This is a genomic window from Geosporobacter subterraneus DSM 17957 (genome assembly GCF_900142145.1).
GTDB lineage: Bacteria > Bacillota > Clostridia > Peptostreptococcales > Thermotaleaceae > Geosporobacter > Geosporobacter subterraneus.
In genome coordinates, this window is record NZ_FQZV01000012.1 from 19,549 (window position 1) to 45,368 (window position 25,820).

Consider the following 25,820-nt stretch of genomic DNA (forward strand, 5'->3'; position numbering starts at 1 on the left):
ACCCCCTGCAGCTTTCAAAATATATGAAATTATATTTTAAGGCTTCCTCTCTTTTTCGGAAATCGTTATCTTATTTCCTACAGCAATGACTTTACCACTGCTGCAAAGATCCACCTATAAAACTAAAATCTATGTCTATAATATTGTAATGGCACATTTTTCGATGCTGCTCTCCATTTCTCCCTTCATTAAATACTGTGGAATTCTTTCTTTTCTTAATAGGTCCTCATAGCTTTCTCTTTCCACGATTACTCCGGCCTTTCCATCAGATACCAATACCACAGCCGGCTTTGGAATACGGTTATAGTTGCTGGCCATCGAATAATTATAGGCCCCTGTATGAAGTACTGCCAGTATGTCTCCCGGCTCAACCTTAGGCACTTTTAAATCCCATATGAGTATATCCCCTGTCTCACAGCACTTGCCCGCTATGGTCACAGTCTGCTCCAACGGCTGATCCGCTTTGTTGGCTACTACCGCTTCATATTTTGCACTGTATAGTGCAGGTCTGGGATTGTCCGGCAAGCCTCCATCCACACTCACATAGGTTCTGATTCCAGGTATCTCTTTAACTGTCCCAACCGTATAAAGTGTAATGCCTGCTTCTCCCACAATCCATCGTCCCGGTTCTATAATGATCTTCGGCATTTCCAGGCCTGACTTGCTGCATTCATCCTTTGCTGTAGTCATTATGGCATCTAAAAAGAATTTCAGCGGCTTAGGCTGGTCTGGCTCTGTATAATAGATACCAAAACCCCCGCCAACATTAAATTCCTTTGTAGCAAAGCCTAACCTATCCTTCATTTCCTTCATGATCTTTACAATATTTTGTATTCCCAGCACATAAATATCATTTTCAAAAAGCTGAGATCCTAAATGGAAGTGAAAACCCATCATTTCAATGTGACTGTATTCCATGGCTCTCTTAACAGCATCGGTGATGATATCCAGATCCAAAGAGATACCAAACTTAGAGTCTTTTTGACCCGTAATAATGTATTTATGCGTATTTCCCTGTATCCCTGGGGAAACTCTAAAAAGGATTTTAACCTTTTTATCCGATTCCTTAGCGATTGCTTGCAGCAGGTCTAACTCATAGAGATTGTCTACAACAAATCTACCAACATTGTGATCAACTCCTAATTGAATCTCCCAGGAGTTTTGTTGTTTCCGTGAAAAATGACATTCTCCATAGGAAATCCAGCCTTTGCAGCAGTATATAATTCCCCTCCGGATACCACGTCTAACCCCAAACCTTCACTCTCAACAATCTTACACATGGTCATTGTCAAAAAGGCTTTACCTGCATACACTGCCCTTACATGATCATATTTATCTATGAAATCCCTGCGTACCTCTCTGCATTTGCTTCTAATCATATTCTCAGACATTACATACAGAGGAGTTCCATACTTTTCTGCCAATTTAACCGTATTGCATCCATCAAAAACAAAGGTGCCTCCATCCACGTTAATCTCTTTCATCTTTTCATCTCCCTCTGCTATATTTCCCATTAGCCTTATGGTATCTAAAAAAGCAAGTATTATGCCAACCGATCACAACAAATATAAATGGCATAAATACTTGCTTTTTATAATTCGCTCAGTTTGAACTTTCGGCTTTCCGGAATACAAGCAGATCTGAAGGAATCTCCCTTTTCCCTGGATTCCCTAGGAAAAAACCCATGCGAACATTCTTTCCGCAATTCCGAACTTAATTCCTTTTTTCCGAACTGCTCAGCTTATATTTTTTTAGTTTTTCATAGAATTGGGTTTTTCCAATCCCCAAAGCTTCCATGGCAGTCTGCTTTTGTCCTCCTGATAGTCTAAGGGCATTTTCAATAGCGCTTTTTTCTGTTTCCTCCAAAACCTCTTTGATAGGCCTGATCCGATTTAGCATTCCAGCTGCTTTGTTTTCATTCCTTAGAATGTTCAAATGGGTAGATAGGATCGTATTTCCCTCTGCCAGGTTAGCAGCCCGCTCCAATACATTTTCCAGTTCTCGGATATTTCCAGGCCAGTTATAGGCCGCCAGCACCTGAAGAGCTTCTCCGGAGATTGTCTTCTCCTCGCTGCCGATCCGCCGGCAAATCTCCGGCAGGAGCGCATATACCAGAGGATAGATATCCTGTTTTCTTTGACGCAGGGGAGGTATCATGATAGGAAATACATTGATGCGATAATATAAATCCTCCCGGAATCTACCCTGGAGCATTTCATGCTCCAGGTTTTTATTGGTTGCCGCAATGATTCTCACGTCAACAGTGATCATTTTTGTACCGCCTACAGCAATAAAAGTCTTATTCTGCAGCACCTGCAGCAGCTTCCCCTGAAGATAGGGTGTAAGCTCCCCAATTTCATCCAGAAAAATCGTCCCTCCGTTGGCAGCCTCGAACAATCCCATCTTCCCTTCATGCTTGGCACCGGTAAAAGCACCCCTTTCGTATCCAAAAAGTTCACTTTCCAGCAAATTTTCAGGGATAGAGGCACAATTCACATGAATAAAGGGTCTCTCACGGAACCTCTCTCCCTCATGAATGGCTCTGGCAAATAAGGTCTTTCCTGTGCCGCTTTCCCCCAACAGCAAAACAGTAGAGTTTGTTTTTGAAGCTTTATAGGCAAGTTTTTTCGCATAAAGCAGCTCCTGACTATCTCCAACAATCTCGGGGAATAGATGTTCCTCCCTTTCATGAGCCCGTAGTCTTTGCTCCATTTCGTCCACGCTTTTTAGTGCCTCATCCCGTTCTCGAATAACCTTTCGCAGTTCAGAGATATCCTCCACCTTTAAGGCTGCTCCGATTCGCTTTCCTTTTCGATCTACCGGCAGCAATGTACAAAGGGTTGATCTGCCGTTGATCTCCCGAAATTTATCTTGATAGCATAGATTTTTCCCAGTGGCGGCATCATAGAATTCATTGATGGTAGGCCCCCCCATATGGATTTCAAAGATGTTCTTGCCGATTACATTTAGCTCTTCGGCGCCCTTTCCCTTCGCACGGTAAGTCTTTCCCTTCAGTATATCTCCTATGCTTTCGCCTCTTGCGGTATACCCTCTGGACTGGTAAAACTTTATCCTTCCTGTTTTTCCATCTATGATAACTATATGTCCAATGGCGTTGACAAATTCGATAGGAAAATCCTCCTGATTGACACGAATGTGTATCTCACCATTGTATCCTTCGATTCTGGCATCTATGTCCAGGCCGTTATAGCGCTCTGTTAAGCGCAAATCATCTCTGCCCTCAAAGGTTTTTTTATATTTATATATAGGGGGATACTTCTTCTCCTGATAGACTCCTGCAAGTATCACGCTGTCCCCTTCCTCCAGGCCATTATCATCGAAGCCTAATACAGCCAGGTCCTCAGCTTTTAAGTCTCCATCGTCTTTTCCAAGGCAATTGTCTGCTATGATGACAATATCTCCGGACTCCAGCTTGCCAGCCTCATGTCCAATCCCTTCATTATATATGATCCCGAATATTTCTTTGGCCTTACGGTTATATACTTGAATATTTCCCTGATGATCTATAAAAATAAAACCTTCTGACATCATATCTGTAAACTGCTGGATGTAGGAATCCTGTGCAAACATTTCTTTTCACCCCTTCCCCCCAATACTTTTTTGCCTTAGGATTTCTTTTTTTAACAAGCATCTTTCTTTGTGTATTATTATAGCATATATATATCTACACTACCTTGGCAATGATGCCGGTCATGGGTATTGGCATGCGGTGATCGGGCAGAATCTTGGTGCAGGGCAAATACAGCGGGTAAAGGCTGCTTTCAGATCCAGCTTGATCTTGTCCATTGTGCTGATGTCAGCAGGAGGACTGAGCCTGGTGATTTTCACCCAGAGGGTCATTGAATGGTTTACCAATGATCCGGACGTATTGTCACAGGGAACCTACTATCTGCAGCTTATCTGTATTTGCATTCCCGCTATGGCCGTCTTTCAGGTACTGGTGGGTACCTTTCAAGGATCAGGACATACGGTCTATGCCAGGTTTATGGATATGGGAAGGCTTTGGGGACTTCCCATTCCCATGATATTATTATTCAAGCATTTTACCCACTGGGGTTCTAATGCCATATGGTATGCAATGGTTCTGAGCAACGTCATCATCTGTATTTTAGGCTATCTGTTATATTTAAAAGGCGGTTGGCAGCAGCAGATTTTTTCGAAAAAAAGTAGGGCATAAAGCACCTTTCATTCATCCATAATTATCCAGACAATAAAATGAACCGCAAGCTTTATAAAGCCTGCGGTTCATTTTATTGATTAATATTGACGGTTTCTAGCAATGGGATCATTTTCTGCATCATAGTAGCCATCTGTGCTCGGGTAATTTTTTCCTTGGGTCTAAAGGTTCCGTCCTCAAAACCAGTGATAATTCCCCTGTAGTTCATTGCCGCTACTGCATTATAGGACCAGTTTTTGCTTGTCATATCCCTAAAAGGATTCTCAAAGGCAGCTTCTGCCTCCTTCGGCAAAACATTATCCAGCATGGCGGCAACCTGCTCCCTTGTCAGTATTTCACCAGGGGCAAAGATGCCGTTCCCTTTCCCTTGAATAATACCATGTTCTCTTGCAATCTCAATTTCCTTCCAGGCCCAGTGGTTTTTGGGCACATCCTTAAAGGATTGGCTGGTTACAGGCTTATCCTGGAGTCCCAAAGCCTTCACCATAATCCCTACGGTCTCAGCTCTATTCAATGTACGATTTGGTGAAAACTGAGTGCTGGAGGTTCCCTTCATCCAACCCCGAATCTCCATTTCTAATATGGCATCATGAGCCCAATGCTTGTCTATATCTGTATAATACCGTCCGTTCAACCAAAGATGGTAATAGTTCCAAACCTGTGGCGTTTCCTGTCCCAAGCTCCAGCTGCCCGTTCCCTTGAGGTTGTATTTCTGTACCAAACGCAGCTTTTGTTTTATAGATTCCTCGTTTTCATACCATATGGTATAGTTGCCCGGCCCAAGCTCTCTTCCAAATACTGAAAACTTTTCATCCTGTGGTTTCACTGTAAATACTGCTTTTGGAGATTTGCTTTTCTCATCGAAGGTAACGGTACCCTTGTATTTGCTGATCAAAGCATCGATTTGTGTTAAATGAATACCATATCCTCCTGAAGGCTCAGCTGCATTCCAATAACGTCCATAGAAAGGAATCCCCAATAGAACCTTCTCTGCTGGGATCTGCTTTAATGCATACTGTATGGATTTTTCTACAAAGCTAATACTTGCAACCGGACCTGCAGGCCCTCCTCGATAGCTTTCGTCATAGGTCATGACCATCAGGTGGTCGCTATACTGGGCCAAGCCCTTATAATCATGTCCTCCGTTAATTCCCGTAACCCTGCCGCTGGGATTCGCAATAACCGCTACAGACAGCTCTTTTCCTTTTGGCAGCTTTTGTCTTAACAGTCTGATAAAATCCACATAGGCTTCTCGATCCTCTTCCGTAATATTCTCCAGATCCGCATTCACGCCGTCCAGATTATACTTCGCGATTGCATCGACAATCTCCTGAGCCAATGCTTCCCGGTTTTTTAAAGCAGCCCGTGCAACCTCACGGCTCCAGTGGTTGCTTAAGAACGGTACAACCCGAATGTTTCGTCTTTGCATTTCTTTAATAAAACTGGGGTCAATTCTTGTAGTCAGCTTCAGGCTTCCATCCTCATTCAGATCAAAGTAGCTGGGAGATACCACATTCAAAGACCCCTTTGTCTTATCCACATAGCCTGTAAATTGATTGGTATTTCCGAAATATAAATAGCTCATATTAAATTTTGTCTTTGACGCACGCACCTGTCCATAGGGTAAAAAAGCCAGAATCAGAATCAATAGCCCTATAGTTTTTACCAATTTTTTAGTAAAAATCTTTCCCATCCATTGCCCCCTTTAGTTTGTCCTACAAAAATCATAAGGGGCGCTCTGGGAGAAAGCAACGGGAAATATCTGCTAAATCCTTCTATTGACTAGTACTGCTGCCTGCCCCTGCCCTTCTGGCAGTATCCTAATAAAATTAACAATTTTTAGTATGATACTTCAGTAAATTTGTATATAATAATAAGTAACTACCTTAATCCCATAGACAGGAGTGATGATTATGACTGTAAAACTGAGGGAGCCCGTTAGTGGATTAACCCATTTGGCTGGGGCCATATTATCTATCATTGCTTTGATTCTGCTGGTCTATTATGCAGTAGTTTATGCAACGGTTTGGCATATCGTAGCCTTTTCTATTTTTGGAGCCAGCCTGATCCTGCTCTATACCGCCAGCTCCCTATATCATTTGTTAAATATCTCAGAAAAAGGCATCCGAATCCTGCGTAAAATTGATCACATGATGATTTATGTACTGATCGCCGGCACCTATACCCCTATTTGTTTAGTTGTGTTAAGAGGTGTTTGGGGTTGGAGCCTGCTGACCAGCGTTTGGGCCATTGCCCTTTCCGGCATTATCATGAAAGCCCTATGGATGGGCGCTCCCCGCTGGCTGTCCACCTCCATCTATACCCTCATGGGCTGGATTGTGGTGATAGCATTTATTCCCCTGGTTCGAACGATCCCCATAGGGGGCATGGTCTGGATGGTAGCAGGAGGATTGTTTTATACCATTGGCGCTGTGATCTATGGAACCAAATGGCCGCCGATTCCCTCAAAGATTTTTAGTTTTCACGAGGTGTTTCATCTATTTGTATTAGCCGGCAGCTTCTGTCACTTCTGGCTGATGTACAGATACGTTCTATATTTAGGATAGAAATAAGCCTGCATCCATTGATTTGATGCAGGCTTTCTATTTTGCTTTTTCCTGTTTTTCTCTTTTTCTGCTCTTAAGCTCCGCTGCAATCCAGATCAATATGGGTAAAGCTACCTGAAATGGAAAAGCATAATAGGGCCATACCTGCGATGCCCACTCCACGGTCTCCATGACACTGCCATAGATAAAAAAAGCCGTATTGATTACCAATGCGCCTACCGGAGTTACAACAAACCGGTAATCAGCAATACCAAAGAGCTTTGTAATTCCTTTACAGGCAGCCAGAAGACATATGCTGACTTTTATAAACCCTCCAATTAAAAAAACGATGGCCACAATAATTTCCATTCTTTGAATAAACTCACCAATGTTGAGGCGTGCTACGGCTATATATGCGGGAAAATAAACTGCCTTATAAGTTTGAATCCCCAGTACAGCAACCTCCGTCAAAGAGCTAATCAATATAGCGAATCCTCCCAGGGCCAAACCCGTAAAGTATACCTTATAGGCTGATTCTTTTCGTTTTAATACATCAAAGGCCGCCAAAAACAATACCGTCTCTGCAAAGGGAAAAGTGAAGACAGCATAGCCACCCTTTAGGACTGGCTTGATGCCATCGTATAAAATAGGCAAAAGATAGTCGATTTTCATATTGGGAATCAGTAAAAGAATCGCTGTCAGCATGAGCAGTGCCGTAATGGGAAGAAAAAATTCTGCCCATCTGCCCAGCACTTCTATCCCTTCCTTTACACCCCAGATGCACAAAGTGCCTGTAACAGCCATAGGGACAATCATGGGTGTCCCTTCTAATCCGACAATTGATATAAAATCCCCAAAATTTCGTAAAACCAGCACACACAAATGAAAGGCAAACCACGTATAGATTAGTACCAATAGCTTACCTAAAAACCTCCCAAACAGCTCCTGTGTGATGTCGAATAAATCCTTTGTAGGAAACAGATAGAGAATTCTGGCATAAATAAATACAGCAACCCCAGCAGCAGTCACAGCCAAAAGAATAGCCAGCCATAAATCCCTTCCGGCTTCCACTGCTGTGGGCAGCACTAGGGTACTTCCCGTTATAAAGAGAATCAGCAGCATAATTCCCTGCTTATCTGAAATCACTTCTCGATCCATTGACAATCCTCCTACATCATTTTTTCATCACCATTTCTACAATCTTTTCAATAGGCTTCGCAGGACTTGGAGGCTTTATATCCAGCGACAGCAGTATGCTGATCACAAAGGCAGTCAAAAACAATGTGCCATACAGCCATAGCTTTTGATACTGCCCCTGCTTCAGTAACGGAAGAATTTCGAAAAAGCCTATAAGAAAATATAATACAATAATAAGTATTACCATCCTTTAATCACCTAATCCTATGGGTTTGCTCGTTAACGCTGTACTCCTAATTTTTACCTTTATATTGATTTTTGTATCTAAATTTGGAAATATGTGATCCCAATCTCCCCTAATGCTTTTCCATAGATCAGGCATTTCCCGCTTAATGGTTTGGGCAAATCTGAACACATCCGTATTGTAGTGGTGCTGTACCTTTCGGATAGTAGTGTCTATCTGCCTTTCCACTGTAGCTTCCGTTACCTTCTCAAGAAATTTAATGCCCTCTTCTGTAAAATAATCGTTGGTAGTACTCAGTTCCCCTATGCCTACATCTAAAGAAACATCTATTTTCATCTTCAACCTTTCTCTTTCATAGATAGGTTTCACCTTTGTTTTGCTGCTAAAAACCTCCATGACCACCTTTGTATCTTCTTCTCCTACCTCCTCTGTTATAATAAGTCCCCCATGCACCTCATTTCTTACCCAAAGCATGGCTCTGGTCTCAATATCATCCAGCCATCCCACCATTTTTTCTCCCTTAAAAAGAGCACTTCCCGACACCTGCGGTATGCTTTTTCCGTGATAGGGAACGAGATAAATCCCAGCTGCAACAGCACCACTGCCTTCCTCTTGCAAATCTTTCAAAAACTCCCAGATTTCCATAGTGGGAAACCTTGACAGATGCTCTTCTGATCGCATAATATCCTGTATTTGGTACATGAGAACATCATATAGCCCCTTTTCTCCCCCAAAAATTTTCCTGGCAGTTTTTTCTTTAGATATCAATACCCACATGTCCCCTCTGACCTCTGCATCTCTGTTGATCCAGTCTAAAACAGGTATGATATTGTCTTTTGCCAGGCTTTCAGAGAAAATGAGGGTTTTAGCATGACTCCAAAACAGTTTTTTTCCGCTTTTTCTAATAATATTTCGCACTGCGTCGAAAACAGCCCTTCCCATGCCCTCGAAAACTGCCGATTCAATTTTCGCTCCTTCTGGCCCGGCTTTGGGGTCGATGATTTCCGTGGTTACCAGGTAATTATCATCGATTTTGTCTACCGCCATACCTGCAGTAATAGCCATCTCATCCAGCTCCCTGTAGTCCCAGCACCCGGTAAGCAGGATCAAAGTGATAGGAATTAAGCCTATCTTAATAATTTTTTTGTACCTCTTCATAGCCCCTATTCCCCTTTCTGCCTCTTTGCATCTTCCTTGCGGGCTGGATTTTTATCTCCGATCAGCTTAGGCCGATAATACATATACCACCAGGGAGCCCGAATGGCCGTATCTTTGACATCCTGTTTGTTTAAAGGCATACTATCAAGCATATAGGGTACCCCAAAAGACCGTATAGACATGAGGTGAATAAAAAGCCCCATCACACCAAACATGAATCCATACAGCCCCAGAAAACCTGACAGCAGAAGCAGGATGAGTCTTGTAAGAATCAGCTCTCCCAGCATTTGCGGCAATAGAAAGCTGCTGATTCCTGTCAAGGCAGTCACAATCACCATAGGTGCTCCAACCAATTGGGCACGGACTGCTGCCTCCCCTAAAACCAAGGCCCCCACAATACTAACTGCTTGCCCGATAGGTCTCGGCAGCCGGATTCCAGCCTCTCTCAGAATCTCAAATGCTAATCCCATGGCAATAGCCTGAAAAATAGTGGGAAAGGGGACCCCTTTTTTAGCTGCGGCAATGCTAATGAGCAAGGGCGTTGGAATCATCTCTTGGTGATAAGTAACCAGTGCTACATATATAGCCGGTATGCTTATGGAGAAAAAGCAAGCGGTATATCTCAGTATTCTATTAAGACTTGCAAAATAGTAATTGTGATAATAGTCTTCATTGGCTTGAAAATATTCCAAAACGAGAAAAGGCATTGTCAAAACAAAGGGGCTTCCATCACAAAACAGTGCCACCCTTCCTTCCAGCAGTTTTGCAGCTACTATGTCCGGCCGCTCGGTCGTTCCAACAGTTCTCCAGGGTGATAGGGGTGCATCCTTTATCAACTCTTCTATATAGCCGGAATCTAATATTCCGTCTATTTTGATTTGATCCAAGCGTTTCATAGCCTCTTCAACAATCTTATCATTGGCCACTCCCTCTAAATAGCTGATACAAACCTTTGTTTTGGTTCTTTCTCCGATTTCTTTAAAACGAAATTTTAAATCAGGGTTTTTAATTTTTCTTTTCACCAGACTGATATTGATGATCATGGACTCGATAAAGCCTTCACGAGGACCTCTTACCCCACTCTCCGATTGGGGCTCTTCAATAGCTCTAAACTGCCAGCCCTTTGTGTTAACGATTAGACCCTCGGCAATTCCCTCTGCCAGTAAAACTGTATCTCCATATAATATGGCAGCAATGATTTCATCCAAAGAATCAGTAGTTTTGATATCTCCTGACTGCAATACCTTTTTTGTTAATTCATCCAGGAAGTGCCTATGGGCAATATGACCCTTCTCCGCAGCTTTCATTAAAGGCTCCACAAGATGTTCATTCATAACTTCCTTATTGACCATGCCCTCAGTAAATAGGATATAAAATTTTGAAGGGTATAGATTTTCATTTATAATCTCACGATAAACAATGGTCTCGTCATGCTCAAAAATCCTTTTCAACCGTAAAATATTTTTTCCCAAGGATTTTTCTAATTTCCCATGCTTTTCTGTTTCTTTATCCCCAACATTAGTATTTCCGGATAATATTTCTTTCAGTATCCTAAACATTATTAGATTCCTCTTATCTACTTTTGTTAGTCTAGTATTTCCAGTTACTAATGTTTCATGCACCCTATAGAAGAAGGCCCTACCGCAATTATTCTACGATAGAGCCTTTTGTATACTTATTATGCCTGCATAATTTGTATTTCCTTATCTTCTTTAAATTGATGGGTATAAAGCTCATAATAATATCCTTTTTGTCCAATAAGCTGTCTGTGACTTCCTGCCTCAATAACCTTTCCATTCCGAAGGACTAAAATCCGATGAGCAGAACGGATGGTAGAGAGCCTGTGGGCAATAATAAAGCTGGTTCTTCCCTGAAGCACTTTTTCGATGGCCTGTTCTATCCTTTGCTCTGTCTCCGTATCAATTGAGGAGGTAGCCTCATCCAATACAAATATCTTTGGATTTGCGAGGATAGCCCTGGCAAAGGAAATCAACTGTTTTTCCCCCGTTGACAGGCGATTTCCGCCCTCGCCCACCTGGGTATCATAACCCTTCTCCATCTGCATAATAAAGGGATGGGCATTGACCAATTTTGCTGCCTCAAGGATCTCATCCTCCGAAGCCTCCAGCCTGCCATATTGAATATTCTCCCGGATGGTGCCGCTAAACAAATGGGGGGTCTGCAGCACATATCCCAGATTAGACTGAAGCCACAGCTGGGACCGCTGACGGTAATCTATCCCATCGATTAGAATCTTCCCTTCCGTAGGCTCATAAAATCGGCACAGCAGATTAACAATAGTGCTTTTTCCCGAGCCTGTTTCCCCCACCAGTGCTATTTTCTCTCCTGCTTTTACCTCCAGATTGAAGTTTTCCAGCACTTTTTCCCCTTCTTCATAAGTAAAGCTGACATTTTGGAAGGTAATATTCCCATGGATTTGCGGCCAATTTTCTTTTTTGGGGTGAAATAAGTCCCCGTAGACTTTGACAACATGCTCCTCATCTACAATCTCCGGTTTGCTGTGGATCATAGACAATACTCTTTCAGCGGAGGCCTGTGCAGCTTGCAGCTCCGCAATAATTCTTGCCAGTTCCCTAACCGGTTCAAAAAACTGAATGGTATAAGATATGAAAGCTACTAGTGTGCCGAAGCTGATGGCCTCCAGCAAGACCCCTCGCCCCCCAAACCAGATTGCTAAACCGGTACCCACACTGCCCAAAGTCAATACCACAGGGAGAAAAACAGAAGAAAATATGGCGGCTCTCACCGAGGAGTGAAACATCTCTTTGGTCAACAGTTGAAAATCTTTTAGGTTTTCTTCTTCTCTTACAAGGGTTTTAGAGGTTTTTGCCCCCATAATTCCTTCATTGAAGGCACCTGTAATCCGTGAGTTGACTTTTCTCACCTGACGGTAGGAGGCTAGTATTTTCCTCTGAAAGTAAAGACTAATCATTACCAGAAAAGGCGCTACTACCAAAGTAATCAGAGCAAGCTTCCAGTTGAGGTAAAGCAATACCGCCATAATGGCCGTCATCAAGCTGCCGCCCCAAACCAGATCCACCAAGCCCCAGGAAAGTATCTCGCTGAGTCGCTGTATGTCTGAGGTCATGCGGGCCATAATCCAACCTACAGCGGTTTTATCATAGTAGGAGAAGGAAAGCTCCTGAAGTCTTTGAAAAGCGATTTTCCGGATATCATAGCAGACACCCATTTCGATCTTTCCCGCGACGGCAATCAGCATCCATACATTTACCGTTTGAATGCCTACCAGTACAGCATAGGCCAGCGCAAAACCCTGGAGTCCCTCCGTCGTCCCCGGAATGACAAAATGATCAATGGCGTATCGGGTCATCAATGGAAATATGACATCGATCCCTCCCACCGCCATCATGATCAAGGCAAGGAGGATTAAGTGCTTTTTATAGGGCTTTGCATAGGTCAGCAGCCGTTTCCACAGTTGGGCATCGAATTGTTTTGTAAATTCCTGTTCCTTGTATACGCTCATGGTTGTCTATCCTCTCTATTTCTATTTTACGTCTATACTAGGCAATACTCTTAGAATATTTTTATCTAGTAGAGGCAGACCTGCGTGTCTGCCCGCTTTTTCGGGATGAGACATAGGTCGTTCCCCATAGGCGTCAACTTAATCTAAGTATTTCCAAATAACCCTTAGTAGCATGTCATTCTGAGCGTTAGCGAAGAATCTTATGGAACATACACAAAATTACTTTTGATTGTCAGAGTATATCATCTAGCTTAAAGATCCTTCGACTTCGTTTTACTCCGCTCAGGATGACAAATGATGGGTTAAGTTGACGCTTATAGGTCGTTCCCTACAATTCTTTCAGGGTTTACATAAGGAACGGCCCCTGTGCCGTTCCGCTGAATGTTAGATTTCTCAATCACACATCTATATTAAAGGTATGTTTTCAAGAGGATACGATAATATCACTTTCTGAAATTGCCTTCTCCTCCAATATTTCCTCCTCCAACAGATTCTGTATGGCCCATATCCGCTGATACAGTCCGGGCTTCTGGATGAGTTCTTCGTGGGTGCCTGATTGAACAATCTCACCATGCTGAAGTACTAAAATCATATCTGCATCTGCAACCGTAGTAATTCTATGGGAGATGATAAAGGTTGTTCTGTTCTTATTTCTTTCTTTAAGAGCTTTACGGATCATCTCCTCCGTTTCCGTATCTACGGCACTTAAGGAATCGTCAAAAATTAATACCGGACTATCCTGTACCAGGCTTCTGGCAATAGCTATCCGCTGCTTCTGCCCTCCTGACAGGGTAACGCCCCGTTCACCGACAGCCGTGTCATATCCCTTTTCAAACTCCAAAATTCCCTCATGGATAGCGGCTGCCCGGGCAGCCAGAATGATTTCTTTTTCCTTTGCTTCAGCCTTTGACAGCCCAATATTTTCCTTAATGGTTTTTGAGAAGAGGAAGGGCTCTTGCAGTACAATACCTATATTTTTTCGAAGCCACTTTTTATGAATCTGCTTCAGTTCTACCCCGTCAATAGTGATAGACCCCCTTTGATAATCATATAATCTCAGCAGAAGGTGTACCAAAGAGGATTTTCCTGAACCGGTAGCCCCTAAAATCGCCACAGTTTTCCCCTTCTCAGCGTGGAAGGATATATTTTTCAATACAGGGCTTTCTCCATCATAGGAGAAAGATACATTTTCAAAAACAATATCGCCTTCTATTTTTGGTTTTTGACCGTCAGTATCCATATCTTCCATGGGATGCTGGAATATTTCCTCAATCCTTCCTATCGATACCAAAGTCTTTCCCATATCGGTCAAGATTCTTCCCATTTGCCGTATAGGCCAAAGCAGCATGGTTTCGTATGTGGTAAACACCACAAGGGTCCCCAAGGTGATCCTTCCGATTGAAGCCCAATAAGCTCCAACGACTACCACCGCTCCAATCTGAAGCATGGTGAGCAAATCGGATAATGACCAGTATCCCGCTAATAATCGTATCAAATCATAGGTAAGATCTCTGTATTCTGCATTACTTTTCTCAAATTTTTCCGCTTCAAAGGCCTGCCTTCCAAAGGCCCTGACTACCCGAATTCCCGTGAGATTTTCCTGCAATACCGTTGAAAGCCTGCCTTCTGCCTCATCAGACAATTGAAATGCCTTCTGCACCTTCATGAAAAAAATCAAAGCCGATATAAAAATAATGGGCACCACAATGATAGAAACAAGGGTGAGGGATACATCCAAAGACAGCATGATGAATAGGGCAAAACCCAGCATAAATACAGTTCTCCCTACTTCCACCAACTGTACCGCTAAAAACCGGCGAATGGTTTCTACATCGGAGGTACATCGTTGGATCAGCTCTCCTGTTTCCACTTTAACGTGATAATCATAGGATAAATGCTGCAAATGGTTGAACAAAGCCTCTCGGAGATTTCGGGCAATGTCTTCGGAGGCCTGGGCGGACCACTTCCCCTTTGCATATAAAAAAAAGCCATTCATAATATTCAATAAAACCAGAGCTAAGGCTGCAATCCACAGATTGTGCATCAACAGGCTTCTTCCGCCTAAGTTCTCTATCAGCCCATGCACCCACAAGGGGCCTTGTATTGCCTCTTCACCGATAATAGAATCGATGGTGACCCGAATCACCAGCGGATTTACCAAAGTAAAAATTGTTGATATTCCGATGCTTATTACTGCACCCATATACAACAGCTTATTCCCTTCCATGTACTTCCATAATAGTTTGAGCTTATGCCACATGTCTTCACTTCCTTATGCATATATTTCATGTTGCAATGATTGTACCGACAAAAAAACCACAGGTATAATACCTATGGCACACATTCAATATTCTCTATTATCCACTTGCAGCGGTTGATCAAATGGAAATAAAAAATACCATAGGCAGTCACACACAACCCATGGTATAAATACCCCATTTTCTTACATGCAAAAATATCTTAAGATATTTCTATCCATCTGCAGGTCGTGTGAAAAGAAAATAAATTTACTGCAATGCTGTAATGGCTATCAAAGTTTTTCATATTCACGACCTCCTTTTAGAAAATTCTGGATTTCTTATTATAGTATAGTATTTTTAACTGTTTTATGCAATTATTTTTTTATATAATCTTTTCTCCCCCATATCTTTCTCCGCCCCCATCAGGAAGTATACCATACCGCTCAGTCCACAGGGTCTTATATTTTAGGGCTTGTGCATGAATACTGTCCATGCTTTCTATTGCTTTTACTACCTTTCCCGGCATTCCGACAACCAGGGAATTTGGAGGTATGATTTGATTTTCTCTTACTAGTGCTCCTGCAGCAACGATACTTCCTCTGCCAACAACAGCCCCGTTTAACACCGTTGCCCCCATACCAATCAGACAATGATCCTCAATGGTGCAGCCATGCAGTATGGCGTTGTGTCCTACGGTTACAAAATCGCCTACAATCGTAGGGTGTTCATCGGCTACATGGACTACGCTGTTATCCTGGATATTGGTATAGCGCCCGATTTCTATGCGGTTCACGTCGCCCCTAACCACTGTATTATACCATATGCTGCTGAATTCTTTCATGGTAACGTCACCGATTACCTTAGATCCATCGGCTCTGTAGCTTTTTTCATCCAGCTTAGGCTGTATCCCTTCAAATTCCTGTATCATATGTAAAGTCTCCTTTCAGTGAGGTCTATATTATATATTCCCTTTCTTCGCAGGTTTCAATCCTATATGTCTTCCCATATGTTCCAGTGCATCCCTTTGTTTTTTGGATGAACATAAGGGCGATATCGTCTTGGTAAGCCTTTCCCAGTTCCTGTTGGTGTTCTTTCAGAATATAATCCATACAGCTTTCAGGGTCCTCTTGAAGCAGGCGAAATAACTTAAGCCTGTTGGCTTCAAGAAAATCATGAATCTTATCAACAGTCATATGCTTTCCCATTAAACCATCGGTATATAAAAGGACTGCATCCTCCTTTTCTATTTCTAAAATATGCTGCTCATAATCAGCCTCACGAAACATACCCAGGGGATATCCGTCCTGTGCTAAGGTGATGAAACACGCATCCTCCTTCTTGAAAAGGATGGGATAAGGATGCCCTCCATTGGCATAAGTTAACAAATCTTCCTGTATCATACCGACAAAAGCTGTAAAAGACAGCATAATATGCTCCGGCAGTATCCGTATAAATAATTCATTCATGTAGCTTAGTATTTCATCGGGCCGGCTCATTTTACTGCAGCAGTCGTGAAAGATAATCTTAATCATGGAAGAAGCCATGGCAGAGGCTACACCGTGCCCCTCAATATCTGCAATGATGAACCACAGGCGGTTCTCCACCTCAATGCAGTCGAAAAAATCTCCCCCAACCTCGATACAGGGCACATACCTGCCGAATACATTTGCGGTCTCTAGTTTTTTTGACTTCGGCAGCAGGGAATTTTGAAATATATTGGCCAGCTGAAGCTCCTGCTTAACCTGCTTATAGAGATTCTCCAATGATTCCCGTTGTTCATAGTTCCGTATGGCATTTCTTACCTTGAAGGGAAGTACTACCTGCATTTGTTTTACAGATAAAGGCTTGGTAAAGTAATCGTATGCCCCTAGCTCCAATGCTTTTTGTATGCTCTCAGTGTCATCTAACGCAGTATACACGATTACAGGTAAATCTCTTTTATGGTTATTATTTTTGAGGTGCTCCAGTACAGAAAAGCCATCCTCCAAAGGCATCATTAAATCTAGAATCACTAAATCCATCTTTTCCTCTTGAATCAACTTCTCCGCTTCGATCCCATCTTCTGCTTCATAGAATATATAATGATCAGAGGGATTTTGCAAAACTGTTTTCATAATCTCCCGATTCATCCACATATCGTCTACAATCAGTATTTTATACATATTCTTCACCTCTATTAATCCTGCTGATCAACAACACCCCGTTCACTGAAAATATTCAATCCCATTGGACTCATTTCATTGCTTTCTATCTGCCAATACCTCACTCAGCGTCCTTTTTACCAATATAAACTCCTTGTGAAGCCGCGGCATCAGCTGTGCTGCAACAGATAGTTTTTCTCCTGCAGCAGCTGCTTCAAGTTCCTTGGCTAAGGCGGATAAATTCAGGGCTCCCACATAGGCACTGCTGGATTTGATGTTATGGGCCCCTGCTCTAAGATTTTTCATATCCTTATTCTTTAAATGCAGATTCATAGATTGAAGCAGCTCGGCTGTAGTATTCAGATATCCCTCCAACAACCGGGCCAGAAATATGCCACTGTTATTCTGCTCCCCTATATCTTCCAAGTCCTTTAATACTTCTTCACAGATTGCATCTTCTGATTCCGGTGAGCTTTTTGCCGGCGTGTCCATTTTCTTTTCTATGCCGCCGCACCATTTTTCAAGTATGGAACTTAAACCCTGCAAGGTTGTGGGTTTTGCAATATAATCGGTCATCCCGGAAACCATGCATTTCTCTTTCTCTTCTAGAAGGGCATTTCCTGTCATAGCAATAATAGGCACCTTTGCAGTCTGGGAGTCCTCTATACTGCGAATTAACTGCGCCGTTTTATAGCCGTCTATATCGGGCAGCTGACAGTCCATTAATATTGCAGCAAAGGAATGCTGCATGACTGTCTTGACCGCTTCTCTACCGTTTGAAACGCTTTGAGCCTTATATCCCAGTTTATTTAACTGATGCAGAATTACTTTCTGATTCACGGGATTATCTTCTACCACAAGAATGCTGCCTGCAGCGATTCTATCCTCTGTTTTTATGCTTTTTTTATCTCCGATCATCTTGCGTTCATCTCCAATATCCGTCTGTCCTGCCTTTGGCAAAGATAGGATTACAGAAAAGGTTGACCCCTTTCCTTTTTCACTTTCCACCCTTATTTCTCCTCCCATGAGTTTTATGATTTCCTCACAGATTGCCAGTCCCAATCCGGTTCCATGGTGCTGCTTCCCGCTCTGTTGATGCTCTTGTACAAAAGGTTTAAATATATCTTTTATACTGTCTTTTGCTATGCCGATGCCCGTATCTTCAACCTCTAAAACTATTTTTGCAGTTTTTTCCGTTTCCTCCAAAATTCTACTCTTCGCTATGATACGGCCTTCATTTGTAAACTTAACTGCATTATTCAACAGATTCAGCATGACCTGCCTTAGGCGGATTCCGTCCCCTATTAGGTATAGAGGTTTGTCTAAATCCGTTTGATGCAACAAAGTGATCTTTTTCCTGCGAGCTTCCGCTTCTACAAGCTTTAAAGAACTGTCTATCACCTGTCTGGCTTCAAATATCTGTTTATTTAGAGAAATCTTTCTTGCCTCCAGCTTCGACAAATCCAATATATCTTCTATAATATGCAGCAACAAATAACTAGAATCCAAAATAATATCCGTATACCCCCGCTGTTCCTCCGTCAGAGATGTTTCCCGCAGGAGCTCTGCCATCCCCATGATGCTGTTCATAGGGGTTCTAATCTCATGACTGATGTTTCTAATCAATTCACCTTTTTCCAAATAAGCCGCTTCTGCTGCATCCTTTGCCTCTTGAAGCTTTCTGTTTAAATCCACCAGCTCCGTAATATTTCTGCCCACACCTGCTACTTGTACCACTTCACCGGCATCATCATAGATGGGGGATAGCGATGTCTGTATGAAATTCAAAACACCATTTATATAAGTTGACCACTGGTAGATTACATTTTCCCCTTTTAGTGCCCGCTCATTTGCTGCTATATGAACTCTTCCCTTTTCTTCCCCCATGATTTCAACAGCGGTTTTACCAATAAAATCCTCTTGATCAGCTGATCCTCTTTCTAGCCATTTCCCGAAAACAGCTATGTGTTTATGATTCCGGTCTAATAAAAATACAACATCATTCACACTATTCAAGATATCCCTATACAGCTTTTCTTTGTCTTCTATTTTCCTCATCATACAGGTGTTTTCTCCCATATCCAGCTTATACAATATTCTTGGCTCTATTCTCACTGCTACTATTAATACTATCTTCTCCATGGGCAAGAATCAATAACTATTTGCTCATTTAAATACAAACAAGACTGTTTATGAGCAGTCAATGGATTGGCAGTTTTATAGATGGAAAATAACACTGCTGTCTATTAAATTCCCTTTTTCATAGGTAATTTTTCCTGAAAAGAAATGATCCTGCTCCATCCACCGTAGAAATAACCGATCCCCTTCCCACAAATTCAGGTTTTCCAGTTCCCCTTTATCAACCCACTGCAGCACTCCTTCCGAAGAATCGGTAATCTCTCCGGAAAAATTCCTGGCAACAAATAAAAAAACATACCAATCCTCTTCATCCTTGAATCTTGGAAAGGTTAAGATACCCTTAAGGGTTGGAGCATGAATGCTTAAGCCGCTTTCTTCCCTCACTTCCCGGATAATACATTCTTCCGGAGTTTCTCCCGGCTCCATCTTTCCTCCTAATCCAATCCATTTTCCATGGTGTACATCATTGGCTTTTTTAATTCGATGCAGCATGAGATATTGATTTTCCCTCTCAATATAGCAGATGGTCGAAAGCTTCATCATGATTTCTCCTCTATGCTTTAATTAACGATGGTAATCTCAATTCTTCTATTTTTGGCTCTACCCTTGGACGTAGCATTTGTATCAATGGGATTATGTTCCCCAAAGCCGCTGACAGACACCCGTTCCTTATGAATTCCTTTCTTCTCCGTGAAAAACTTCACTACATTAATCGATCGCGCTACAGACAGCTCCCAGTTAGAAGGAAATTCCGGTGTACAAATAGGTATATTATCCGTATACCCTTCCACGATAATAGGGTTGTTGATGCTTTTCAGTTTGTCCCCTACCTTGTGAAGGATCATATAACCTTCTTCGGAAATTGCAGCTTTCCCACTATCAAAAAGAATGCTGTCTTTAAAACGAATCAGCAGCCCTCTTTCGTTTTCCAGGATATCCACTGCATCCATTAAATTCTTTTCCCTCAAAAAGCTAATGAAATCCTCCTTTGAGGTTTTTATATCATTTTTTATATCCTGCAGTCCAAAAAGTTGGGCCGCAAGAGATTCCTTTTCACTCCTTAACTTTGTATTCTCTGTATGGAGCTGTTCTACCTCCGCTGTAAGGGTGTTTCGAACCTGGTAGAGTGCAGAAAGCTCCTTGGTGGAAAAAGTAAAGAATATGATAAAGAAGCATAGGATAATCGTAATCATATCGCTGTAGGTAATCAGCCAGGTACTGGAGAATTCTATTTCATGCTTTTTATCTTCAGGATTCCAACTCATAGGCAGTCAAATTCCTTTCTTCCATTCTGTTTCTTGGATACTCCAGGCGATGACTTTCTTTTAGCATCACATTCATTTTATCGAATACGTTTCTTGGCGAATCATTTTGAGCAATCAACAATATTCCCTCCGTAATCATGGCAAACCGCAGCATATTTCTGTCGATATATTCTTTCAGCCGTCCCATCAGAGGTACTGCTGCAAAGTTGGCGATAAGCCCGCCGTAGAGGGTACTTACCAGTGCATAAGCCATGTTGTTCATGATCATATCAGTTTTATCCATGTTAGAAAGCAGTCCGATCATTCCGACCAGAGTGCCTATTAAACCAAAGGAGGGTGCTACATGGGAAATCATCTTCAATACATTGTAGGACCGATATAGATTTGCTCTTCTGGATTCCATATCCTTTTCTAAAATATCCCGCATGACTTCCGGTTTTTTATAGTCATTGAGCAGGATCATCGCATCCCTCAAAAAGGTTTGGTTTTCCCTTTCAATTTCTGATTGGATGGATAAAATCCCTTCCCTTTTCACTTTTACACTAAGCTGGTGGAGCTTGTGGATATCCCCTGCATAATCAATTTTGTCCGTAAAGCTGGCCCGAATCATTTTAGCGGTTGCGATTAAGGTGTCAAAGGAGAAACTGATAATGACCGATAAGATAATTCCTGCAAAAATAATTTCCAGGGCTGTAAGATTAAAAAACGCCCTTAAGGATATACTGCCCAGCAAAGAATGTATAATCAATAACACTAAAGCACCGATGACTGCAAGCTTGATATATTGATCCCGGCTCTCTATTTTCATGAACTGCCTCCTAACTATGTATTATACGCTATTATGATTGTATCATATTTTTGAGGATATTGTCGTAAAAGAAAAAAACAGTACTACAGGATTATCTGCTGTATCCTGCTCATAAATTTCTCTGGAATAGAAAAACCTAAATGCTGACGGATATGATGTTGGCCCTACAGCGTAAAGGCTGCCATAATATCAATTTGGTTTCACCGGGGCATATCATCCCCCAGATTGTCGAAGCTATCTACATTGCCGCCAACAGGGGATTGCAGATTCCCATCGTTTACAACAGCAATGGTTATGATTTGACGGATTCTCTAAGACTGTTGAAAGATATTATAGATATCTATCTCCCTGATCTAAAGTTTGCAGACGATGAAAAAGCTTACCGGTACATGGGTGTGAAGCATTACTATACCATAGCAAAGGAAGCCCTTCGGGAAATGCACGATCAGGTAGGAGGCCTCCGGACCGATGACAACAATGTTGCCTATCGGGGATTGATGATTCGTCATCTGGTACTTCCTGAGAATCTGGCAGATACGGATAAAATCATGGATTTTATTGTACAGGAGCTGGGTCCTGATACCTATGTCAATATTATGCCCCAATATTACCCTGCGCATCAGGCCTATAACTATCCGGAGCTGAGCCGCAGCATCACAAAGAAAGAATACCAGCAGGCAGTATCTGCGGCTAAAGCAGCGGGACTAAAGGGCTTGGTGCATTCATTATAAGCATCCTTCCAAGGAGATGCGAGCTTAATTATCCTGTAGGCTGCAGCGGTAGAGCCAAGGGAACGGATTTAGTCTATATCGGAAGAGAGCTCCTTCGAAATCCCTATTGGCCCCTAGAAGCAGCCAAGGCCCTGAACACGGATATTCCGTGACCTAAGCAATATGAAAGAAGTAAATAATCAACAAAAGGATTTGCTCTTTTTAGCAAGTCCTTTTTTGGTGACTTTTTTCCTTGAATCCGTTACAATAATCTTAAGACATCATTGCAGCGGAGGGTTTTATTTATGGACTTAAAAGTTATCTATCTTTGCTTTTTTGGCTTTCTTGCCCAATTTGTGGATTCTATTGCGGGAGGCGGCGGTTTGATTAGCATTCCTGCTCTTTTCGCCTTTGGCGTTCCCCCCCACTTTGCTCTGGGCACCAATAAATTCGGCGCCATGTTTGGAACAGTTTCCAGTTCTATTGCCTTTATCCGATCAAAGAATATCCACAAGGAGCTTTTAATGTATATGATTCCCTGCACGATTTTAGGCGCTGTGCTGGGTGTAAATACCGTATTGATGATCAATCAAAAAATTCTTAATGCCATCGTACTTGTATTGCTGCTGGTTGTATGTGCCTATACGGTACTAAAAAAGGACATGGGCAGTGAGGATCGTTTCACAGGAATGACTAGAAGAAATATACTGATTGGATGTGCTATAGCCTTAATCCTTGGTTTTTACGATGGGTTCTTTGGACCCGGTGCCGGTTCTTTTCTCATCTTTTCCTTTATTACCTTCTTGGGCTTTAACTTTTTGCAAAGCTGTGGAAATGGAAAAATACTCAATGCCTGCAGCGGAGTTACCTCCTTTATTGTTTTTGCCCTGCACGGCAAGGTGATCTACAGCATCGGAATTCCCCTGGCTATCTCTATGATATTAGGGGCTTTAGTCGGTACCCGGCTGGCCATCCGCAACGGAGCGAAGCTGATTAAGCCTATTTTTATCCTGATTTCTATTTCCTTTATTATTAAGCTTTCATTTAATCTGTAGTATATTAAAAACCCGCCAAATAGGCGGGTTTTGTATTTGATGTTTCATTATCTACGATTGCGCAACTATCTCGTATTCTTTAATAAACTGGAGTGCAGAAATGGGCATATTTTAGATTTCTGCCTGTTGTTAAGCCAAAGAACAGCTTTTTAATCTCTCTGCATACCTCTCCCTGTTCTCCGTTTCCAACCTTCCGATTGTCTACTTCGATCACTGGGGTGACCTCCATGGCCGTCCCACTGAAGAATACTTCTTGGGCTGAGTAGAGTTCTGTGCGTGCAACACTTCTTTCCACAATCTCTAACCCCAGCTCTTCCTTCGCCAGTACCATAACCGTGTTGCGGGTAATTCCTTCTAAAATATGATCTGCAGGAGAAGGTGTGATCAGTTTTCCATTCTTCACCAGAAAGATATTTTCTCCCGGCCCCTCACAAACATAACCCTGATCTGTCAGAAGAATTGCTTCATCATATCCATTTTGCAACGCTTCCAAGGATGCCAGTGCAGAGTTCAAGTAGGCAGCTGTAGCCTTGGTCCTTGGGGGCAACATGGTATCAGAGATTCTTCTCCAAGTAGACACTGCAGCGCGAAAGGCCTCCTTGCCGGCAAAGTTGCCCATGGGTTGGCAGTATATTAAGATGCGGTTATCGTCATCATAGAGGGTTGGGAATAGGTGATCAGAACCCTTAAATGCAACCGGTCTAATATATACTGTGGTTTTGAAGTTATTTTTTCTAAGTAATACCAACGTCCACTCACACAGCTCCTCAGCAGTGTAAGGGATCTGGATGTAGAGGGCTTTACAGGATTCCAGCAGCCTCTGATAATGCTCCTTCAGACGAAAAGCGTATAGCTGCTGCGCTTCCTCATCCCAATAGGCCCGAATGCCTTCGAAACACCCGAGTCCATAATTAAAGGCCTTAGAACGAATGCTAATATTTACTTTGCTTTCCTCCAAGATCTCCCCTTGGTAAAAAACATAAGACTCCATCTTTTCATCCCCCTATTCTAAAATATAATCATGTATAGGCTTTCCAGGAGGTACAATCGGATATACGTGTTCGTCCTTGCTGATGACACATTCGATCAGCGTAGGACGCCGCTCACTGAGTGCTTCCTGAAGGGCCTTTTCAAAATCGCCTATATTCTCAACACGTATGCCCCGAATGCCATAAGCATCAGCCAGTTTAATATAATCTACCGTATTTGCCAAATATGTTTCGGAATATCGTTCATTGCAGAAATGCATCTGCCATTGTCGTACCATTCCCAGTACTCCGTTATTAAAGAGAATGGTGATGATAGGCAGGTTGTATTTGGCTACCGTGGCCAGTTCATTGCAATTCATTCGGAAGCTTCCGTCTCCTGCCATATGCAGTACCCGTTGATCAGGGTAGGCAATTTGTGCACCAATGGCTGCCCCCAGTCCATAACCCATGGTTCCTAACCCTCCGGAGGATAAGAAGGTTCTAGGTTTTTGGAACTGCCAATACTGAGCTGTCCACATCTGATGCTGGCCTACCTCTGTAGTTACAATGGTATCCGGGCCTGTCATCTGATTTGCCTTCGTGATAATTTCCTTCGCTGTCAAGGTATCCTTCGGATAGGCTATAGGCCTCTTCCATCCCTCTACTTCTGCCAGCCATTGGCTTCTGGATTTCTTTTCTATTTTGCCAACTAATGCCTTTAAGATATTTTTAACATCTCCTACCAGAGATAAATGTACTTCTTTGTTTTTGCCGATTTCCACTTTATCTGCGTCAATATGGATGACCTTTGCCTTTGGCGCAAACTGATCTACTGCACCAATGACTCGATCGCTAAATCTTGCACCGATAGCAATCACTAAATCACTATGGGTTACCGCCAAATTTGCCTCAGGAAATCCATGCATCCCTACCATGCCTAAGGAAAGGGGATGGTTTCTGGGAAAGCTCCCCAGCCCCATCAGCGTATTGACAACGGGAATAGAACCATCCTCTGAAAGCCTCAACAATTCTTCATATGCTTTTGATAAAATGATTCCGCCGCCGCCATAGATGACAGGCCTTTGAGCTTGGTTGATATATTCTGCTGCCTCTGTAATATCGATCTCCTTGTCTTCCCCCTGAAACACTTCGGCTGCCACTGGTTCATCCCGATATTCTACCTGGGTCATGAAAACATCCTTTGGTATATCAATCAGTACCGGTCCCGGCCTTCCTGAAGCAGCAATTTCGAATGCCTCCGCCACAATTTCCGGCAGCTTCTCCACATTTCTGACCATATAACTGTGTTTGGTAATCGGTAAAGTAATTCCTGTGATATCCACTTCCTGAAAAGAATCTCTGCCTAATAAGCTGGAAGCTACCTGCCCGGTGATGACTACCAACGGAACAGAATCCGCATAAGCCGTTGCGATTCCCGTCACCGTATTGGTAGCCCCAGGACCAGAGGTGGCAAAGCAGACACCTACTTTACCGCTGGCTCGGGCATAGCCATCAGCAGCATGGACCGCTCCCTGTTCATGGCAGGTGAGCACATGGAAGAATGAATCTCTATAATCATAGAGGGCATCATATAAGGGAATGACTGCCCCTCCCGGATATCCGAAGATTGTATCTACGCCCTGCTTTTTAAGACACTGCAGAAGAACCTCTGCACCACTGCATTTCATTGACTCACCTGCTTTCTA

20 protein-coding genes and 1 pseudogene are annotated in these 25,820 nt (G+C 42.6%); 4 read left to right on the forward strand and 17 right to left on the reverse strand.

The features are described from left to right. Window positions 1–135: 135 nt before the first annotated feature. A pseudogene (gene lysA, locus BUB56_RS05230) lies at window positions 136–1,514 on the reverse strand (diaminopimelate decarboxylase). 199 nt (window positions 1,515–1,713) lie between these two features. After that, a complete protein-coding gene (locus tag BUB56_RS05235; protein ID WP_110940321.1) occupies window positions 1,714–3,591 on the reverse strand; it encodes a sigma 54-interacting transcriptional regulator in 1,878 nt (625 codons plus the stop codon). Between the two features lie 67 nt (window positions 3,592–3,658). Here BUB56_RS05235 and BUB56_RS05240 point away from each other — a divergent pair, with 67 nt between their 5' ends. Beyond that, on the forward strand, window positions 3,659–4,198 hold the full coding sequence (locus BUB56_RS05240) for an MATE family efflux transporter (protein ID WP_190014224.1): 540 nt from the start codon (window positions 3,659–3,661) through the stop codon (window positions 4,196–4,198). A gap of 73 nt (window positions 4,199–4,271) precedes the next feature. Here the strand turns inward: BUB56_RS05240 and BUB56_RS05245 are convergent, their stop codons facing one another. Further along, entirely contained in the window at window positions 4,272–5,891 is a 1,620-nt protein-coding gene (locus BUB56_RS05245) for an S-layer homology domain-containing protein (protein ID WP_110940323.1), read from the reverse strand. 220 nt (window positions 5,892–6,111) lie between these two features. Between BUB56_RS05245 and trhA the strand changes: the two genes are divergently transcribed. Next, on the forward strand, window positions 6,112–6,765 hold the full coding sequence (gene trhA / locus BUB56_RS05250; protein ID WP_110940324.1) for a PAQR family membrane homeostasis protein TrhA: 654 nt from the start codon (window positions 6,112–6,114) through the stop codon (window positions 6,763–6,765). 36 nt (window positions 6,766–6,801) lie between these two features. Here the strand turns inward: trhA and BUB56_RS05255 are convergent, their stop codons facing one another. The 12 genes from BUB56_RS05255 to BUB56_RS05310 form a co-directional block, all read right to left on the reverse strand. Further along, window positions 6,802–7,902 (reverse strand): GerAB/ArcD/ProY family transporter, encoded by a 1,101-nt coding sequence (locus BUB56_RS05255; protein ID WP_110940325.1) that lies wholly within the window; start codon window positions 7,900–7,902, stop codon window positions 6,802–6,804. Window positions 7,903–7,918: 16 nt separating this feature from the next. Beyond that, window positions 7,919–8,128: a hypothetical protein gene (locus BUB56_RS05260; protein ID WP_110940326.1), complete on the reverse strand. Its 210-nt coding sequence runs from the start codon at window positions 8,126–8,128 to the stop codon at window positions 7,919–7,921. Window positions 8,129–8,131: 3 nt separating this feature from the next. Beyond that, on the reverse strand, window positions 8,132–9,283 hold the full coding sequence (locus BUB56_RS05265) for a Ger(x)C family spore germination protein (protein ID WP_110940327.1): 1,152 nt from the start codon (window positions 9,281–9,283) through the stop codon (window positions 8,132–8,134). Between the two features lie 5 nt (window positions 9,284–9,288). Next, entirely contained in the window at window positions 9,289–10,842 is a 1,554-nt protein-coding gene (locus BUB56_RS05270; protein WP_110940328.1) for a spore germination protein, read from the reverse strand. Between the two features lie 119 nt (window positions 10,843–10,961). Then, a complete protein-coding gene (locus tag BUB56_RS05275) occupies window positions 10,962–12,788 on the reverse strand; it encodes an ABC transporter ATP-binding protein (RefSeq protein WP_110940329.1) in 1,827 nt (608 codons plus the stop codon). Window positions 12,789–13,212: 424 nt separating this feature from the next. After that, window positions 13,213–15,048 carry an ABC transporter ATP-binding protein gene (locus tag BUB56_RS05280; RefSeq protein ID WP_110940330.1) on the reverse strand — a complete coding sequence of 612 codons (1,836 nt, stop codon included), beginning with the start codon at window positions 15,046–15,048 and terminating at the stop codon, window positions 13,213–13,215. A 362-nt stretch (window positions 15,049–15,410) separates the two neighbouring features. Then, a complete protein-coding gene (locus BUB56_RS05285) occupies window positions 15,411–15,956 on the reverse strand; it encodes a gamma carbonic anhydrase family protein (RefSeq protein WP_110940331.1) in 546 nt (181 codons plus the stop codon). 25 nt (window positions 15,957–15,981) lie between these two features. Then, entirely contained in the window at window positions 15,982–17,190 is a 1,209-nt protein-coding gene (locus tag BUB56_RS05290; protein WP_110940332.1) for a PP2C family protein-serine/threonine phosphatase, read from the reverse strand. 75 nt (window positions 17,191–17,265) lie between these two features. Then, window positions 17,266–19,311 (reverse strand): PAS domain-containing sensor histidine kinase, encoded by a 2,046-nt coding sequence (locus BUB56_RS05295; RefSeq protein WP_110940333.1) that lies wholly within the window; start codon window positions 19,309–19,311, stop codon window positions 17,266–17,268. 75 nt (window positions 19,312–19,386) lie between these two features. Continuing rightward, window positions 19,387–19,848, reverse strand: a complete 462-nt coding sequence (locus BUB56_RS05300) for an NUDIX hydrolase (protein WP_110940334.1) — start codon at window positions 19,846–19,848, stop codon at window positions 19,387–19,389. 20 nt (window positions 19,849–19,868) lie between these two features. Then, entirely contained in the window at window positions 19,869–20,573 is a 705-nt protein-coding gene (locus BUB56_RS05305; RefSeq protein WP_110940335.1) for an OmpA/MotB family protein, read from the reverse strand. Further along, window positions 20,557–21,381 carry a motility protein A gene (locus BUB56_RS05310; RefSeq protein ID WP_110940336.1) on the reverse strand — a complete coding sequence of 275 codons (825 nt, stop codon included), beginning with the start codon at window positions 21,379–21,381 and terminating at the stop codon, window positions 20,557–20,559. Before BUB56_RS05310 ends, BUB56_RS05305 begins: the two co-directional genes overlap by 17 nt. A gap of 140 nt (window positions 21,382–21,521) precedes the next feature. Between BUB56_RS05310 and BUB56_RS05315 the strand changes: the two genes are divergently transcribed. Both BUB56_RS05315 and BUB56_RS05320 read left to right on the forward strand, forming a co-directional pair. Next, the gene (locus BUB56_RS05315; RefSeq protein WP_110940337.1) at window positions 21,522–22,112 is read left to right on the forward strand and encodes a radical SAM protein; all 591 of its coding nucleotides are present in this window, start codon (window positions 21,522–21,524) and stop codon (window positions 22,110–22,112) included. Between the two features lie 284 nt (window positions 22,113–22,396). Then, window positions 22,397–23,146: a TSUP family transporter gene (locus BUB56_RS05320; RefSeq protein ID WP_110940338.1), complete on the forward strand. Its 750-nt coding sequence runs from the start codon at window positions 22,397–22,399 to the stop codon at window positions 23,144–23,146. 79 nt (window positions 23,147–23,225) lie between these two features. On the opposite strand, the gene BUB56_RS05325 is transcribed toward BUB56_RS05320, so the two are convergent. Beyond that, on the reverse strand, window positions 23,226–24,137 hold the full coding sequence (locus tag BUB56_RS05325; RefSeq protein ID WP_110940339.1) for a branched-chain amino acid transaminase: 912 nt from the start codon (window positions 24,135–24,137) through the stop codon (window positions 23,226–23,228). A gap of 12 nt (window positions 24,138–24,149) precedes the next feature. Next, the gene (ilvB, locus tag BUB56_RS05330) at window positions 24,150–25,802 is read right to left on the reverse strand and encodes a biosynthetic-type acetolactate synthase large subunit (RefSeq protein WP_110940340.1); all 1,653 of its coding nucleotides are present in this window, start codon (window positions 25,800–25,802) and stop codon (window positions 24,150–24,152) included. Window positions 25,803–25,820 lie beyond the last annotated feature (18 nt).

Coding starts and splice junctions, on each gene's coding strand:
- BUB56_RS05235 (WP_110940321.1), bottom strand. CDS start 3,591: ATGTTTGCACAGGATTCCTACATCCAGCAGTTTACAGATATGATGTCA.
- BUB56_RS05245 (WP_110940323.1), bottom strand. CDS start 5,891: ATGGGAAAGATTTTTACTAAAAAATTGGTAAAAACTATAGGGCTATTG.
- trhA (WP_110940324.1), top strand. CDS start 6,112: ATGACTGTAAAACTGAGGGAGCCCGTTAGTGGATTAACCCATTTGGCT.
- BUB56_RS05255 (WP_110940325.1), bottom strand. CDS start 7,902: ATGGATCGAGAAGTGATTTCAGATAAGCAGGGAATTATGCTGCTGATT.
- BUB56_RS05260 (WP_110940326.1), bottom strand. CDS start 8,128: ATGGTAATACTTATTATTGTATTATATTTTCTTATAGGCTTTTTCGAA.
- BUB56_RS05265 (WP_110940327.1), bottom strand. CDS start 9,283: ATGAAGAGGTACAAAAAAATTATTAAGATAGGCTTAATTCCTATCACT.
- BUB56_RS05270 (WP_110940328.1), bottom strand. CDS start 10,842: ATGTTTAGGATACTGAAAGAAATATTATCCGGAAATACTAATGTTGGG.
- BUB56_RS05275 (WP_110940329.1), bottom strand. CDS start 12,788: ATGAGCGTATACAAGGAACAGGAATTTACAAAACAATTCGATGCCCAA.
- BUB56_RS05280 (WP_110940330.1), bottom strand. CDS start 15,048: ATGTGGCATAAGCTCAAACTATTATGGAAGTACATGGAAGGGAATAAG.
- BUB56_RS05285 (WP_110940331.1), bottom strand. CDS start 15,956: ATGATACAGGAATTTGAAGGGATACAGCCTAAGCTGGATGAAAAAAGC.
- BUB56_RS05290 (WP_110940332.1), bottom strand. CDS start 17,190: ATGTATAAAATACTGATTGTAGACGATATGTGGATGAATCGGGAGATT.
- BUB56_RS05295 (WP_110940333.1), bottom strand. CDS start 19,311: ATGGAGAAGATAGTATTAATAGTAGCAGTGAGAATAGAGCCAAGAATA.
- BUB56_RS05300 (WP_110940334.1), bottom strand. CDS start 19,848: ATGAAGCTTTCGACCATCTGCTATATTGAGAGGGAAAATCAATATCTC.
- BUB56_RS05305 (WP_110940335.1), bottom strand. CDS start 20,573: ATGAGTTGGAATCCTGAAGATAAAAAGCATGAAATAGAATTCTCCAGT.
- BUB56_RS05310 (WP_110940336.1), bottom strand. CDS start 21,381: ATGAAAATAGAGAGCCGGGATCAATATATCAAGCTTGCAGTCATCGGT.
- BUB56_RS05315 (WP_110940337.1), top strand. CDS start 21,522: ATGCTGACGGATATGATGTTGGCCCTACAGCGTAAAGGCTGCCATAAT.
- BUB56_RS05320 (WP_110940338.1), top strand. CDS start 22,397: ATGGACTTAAAAGTTATCTATCTTTGCTTTTTTGGCTTTCTTGCCCAA.
- BUB56_RS05325 (WP_110940339.1), bottom strand. CDS start 24,137: ATGGAGTCTTATGTTTTTTACCAAGGGGAGATCTTGGAGGAAAGCAAA.
- ilvB (WP_110940340.1), bottom strand. CDS start 25,802: ATGAAATGCAGTGGTGCAGAGGTTCTTCTGCAGTGTCTTAAAAAGCAG.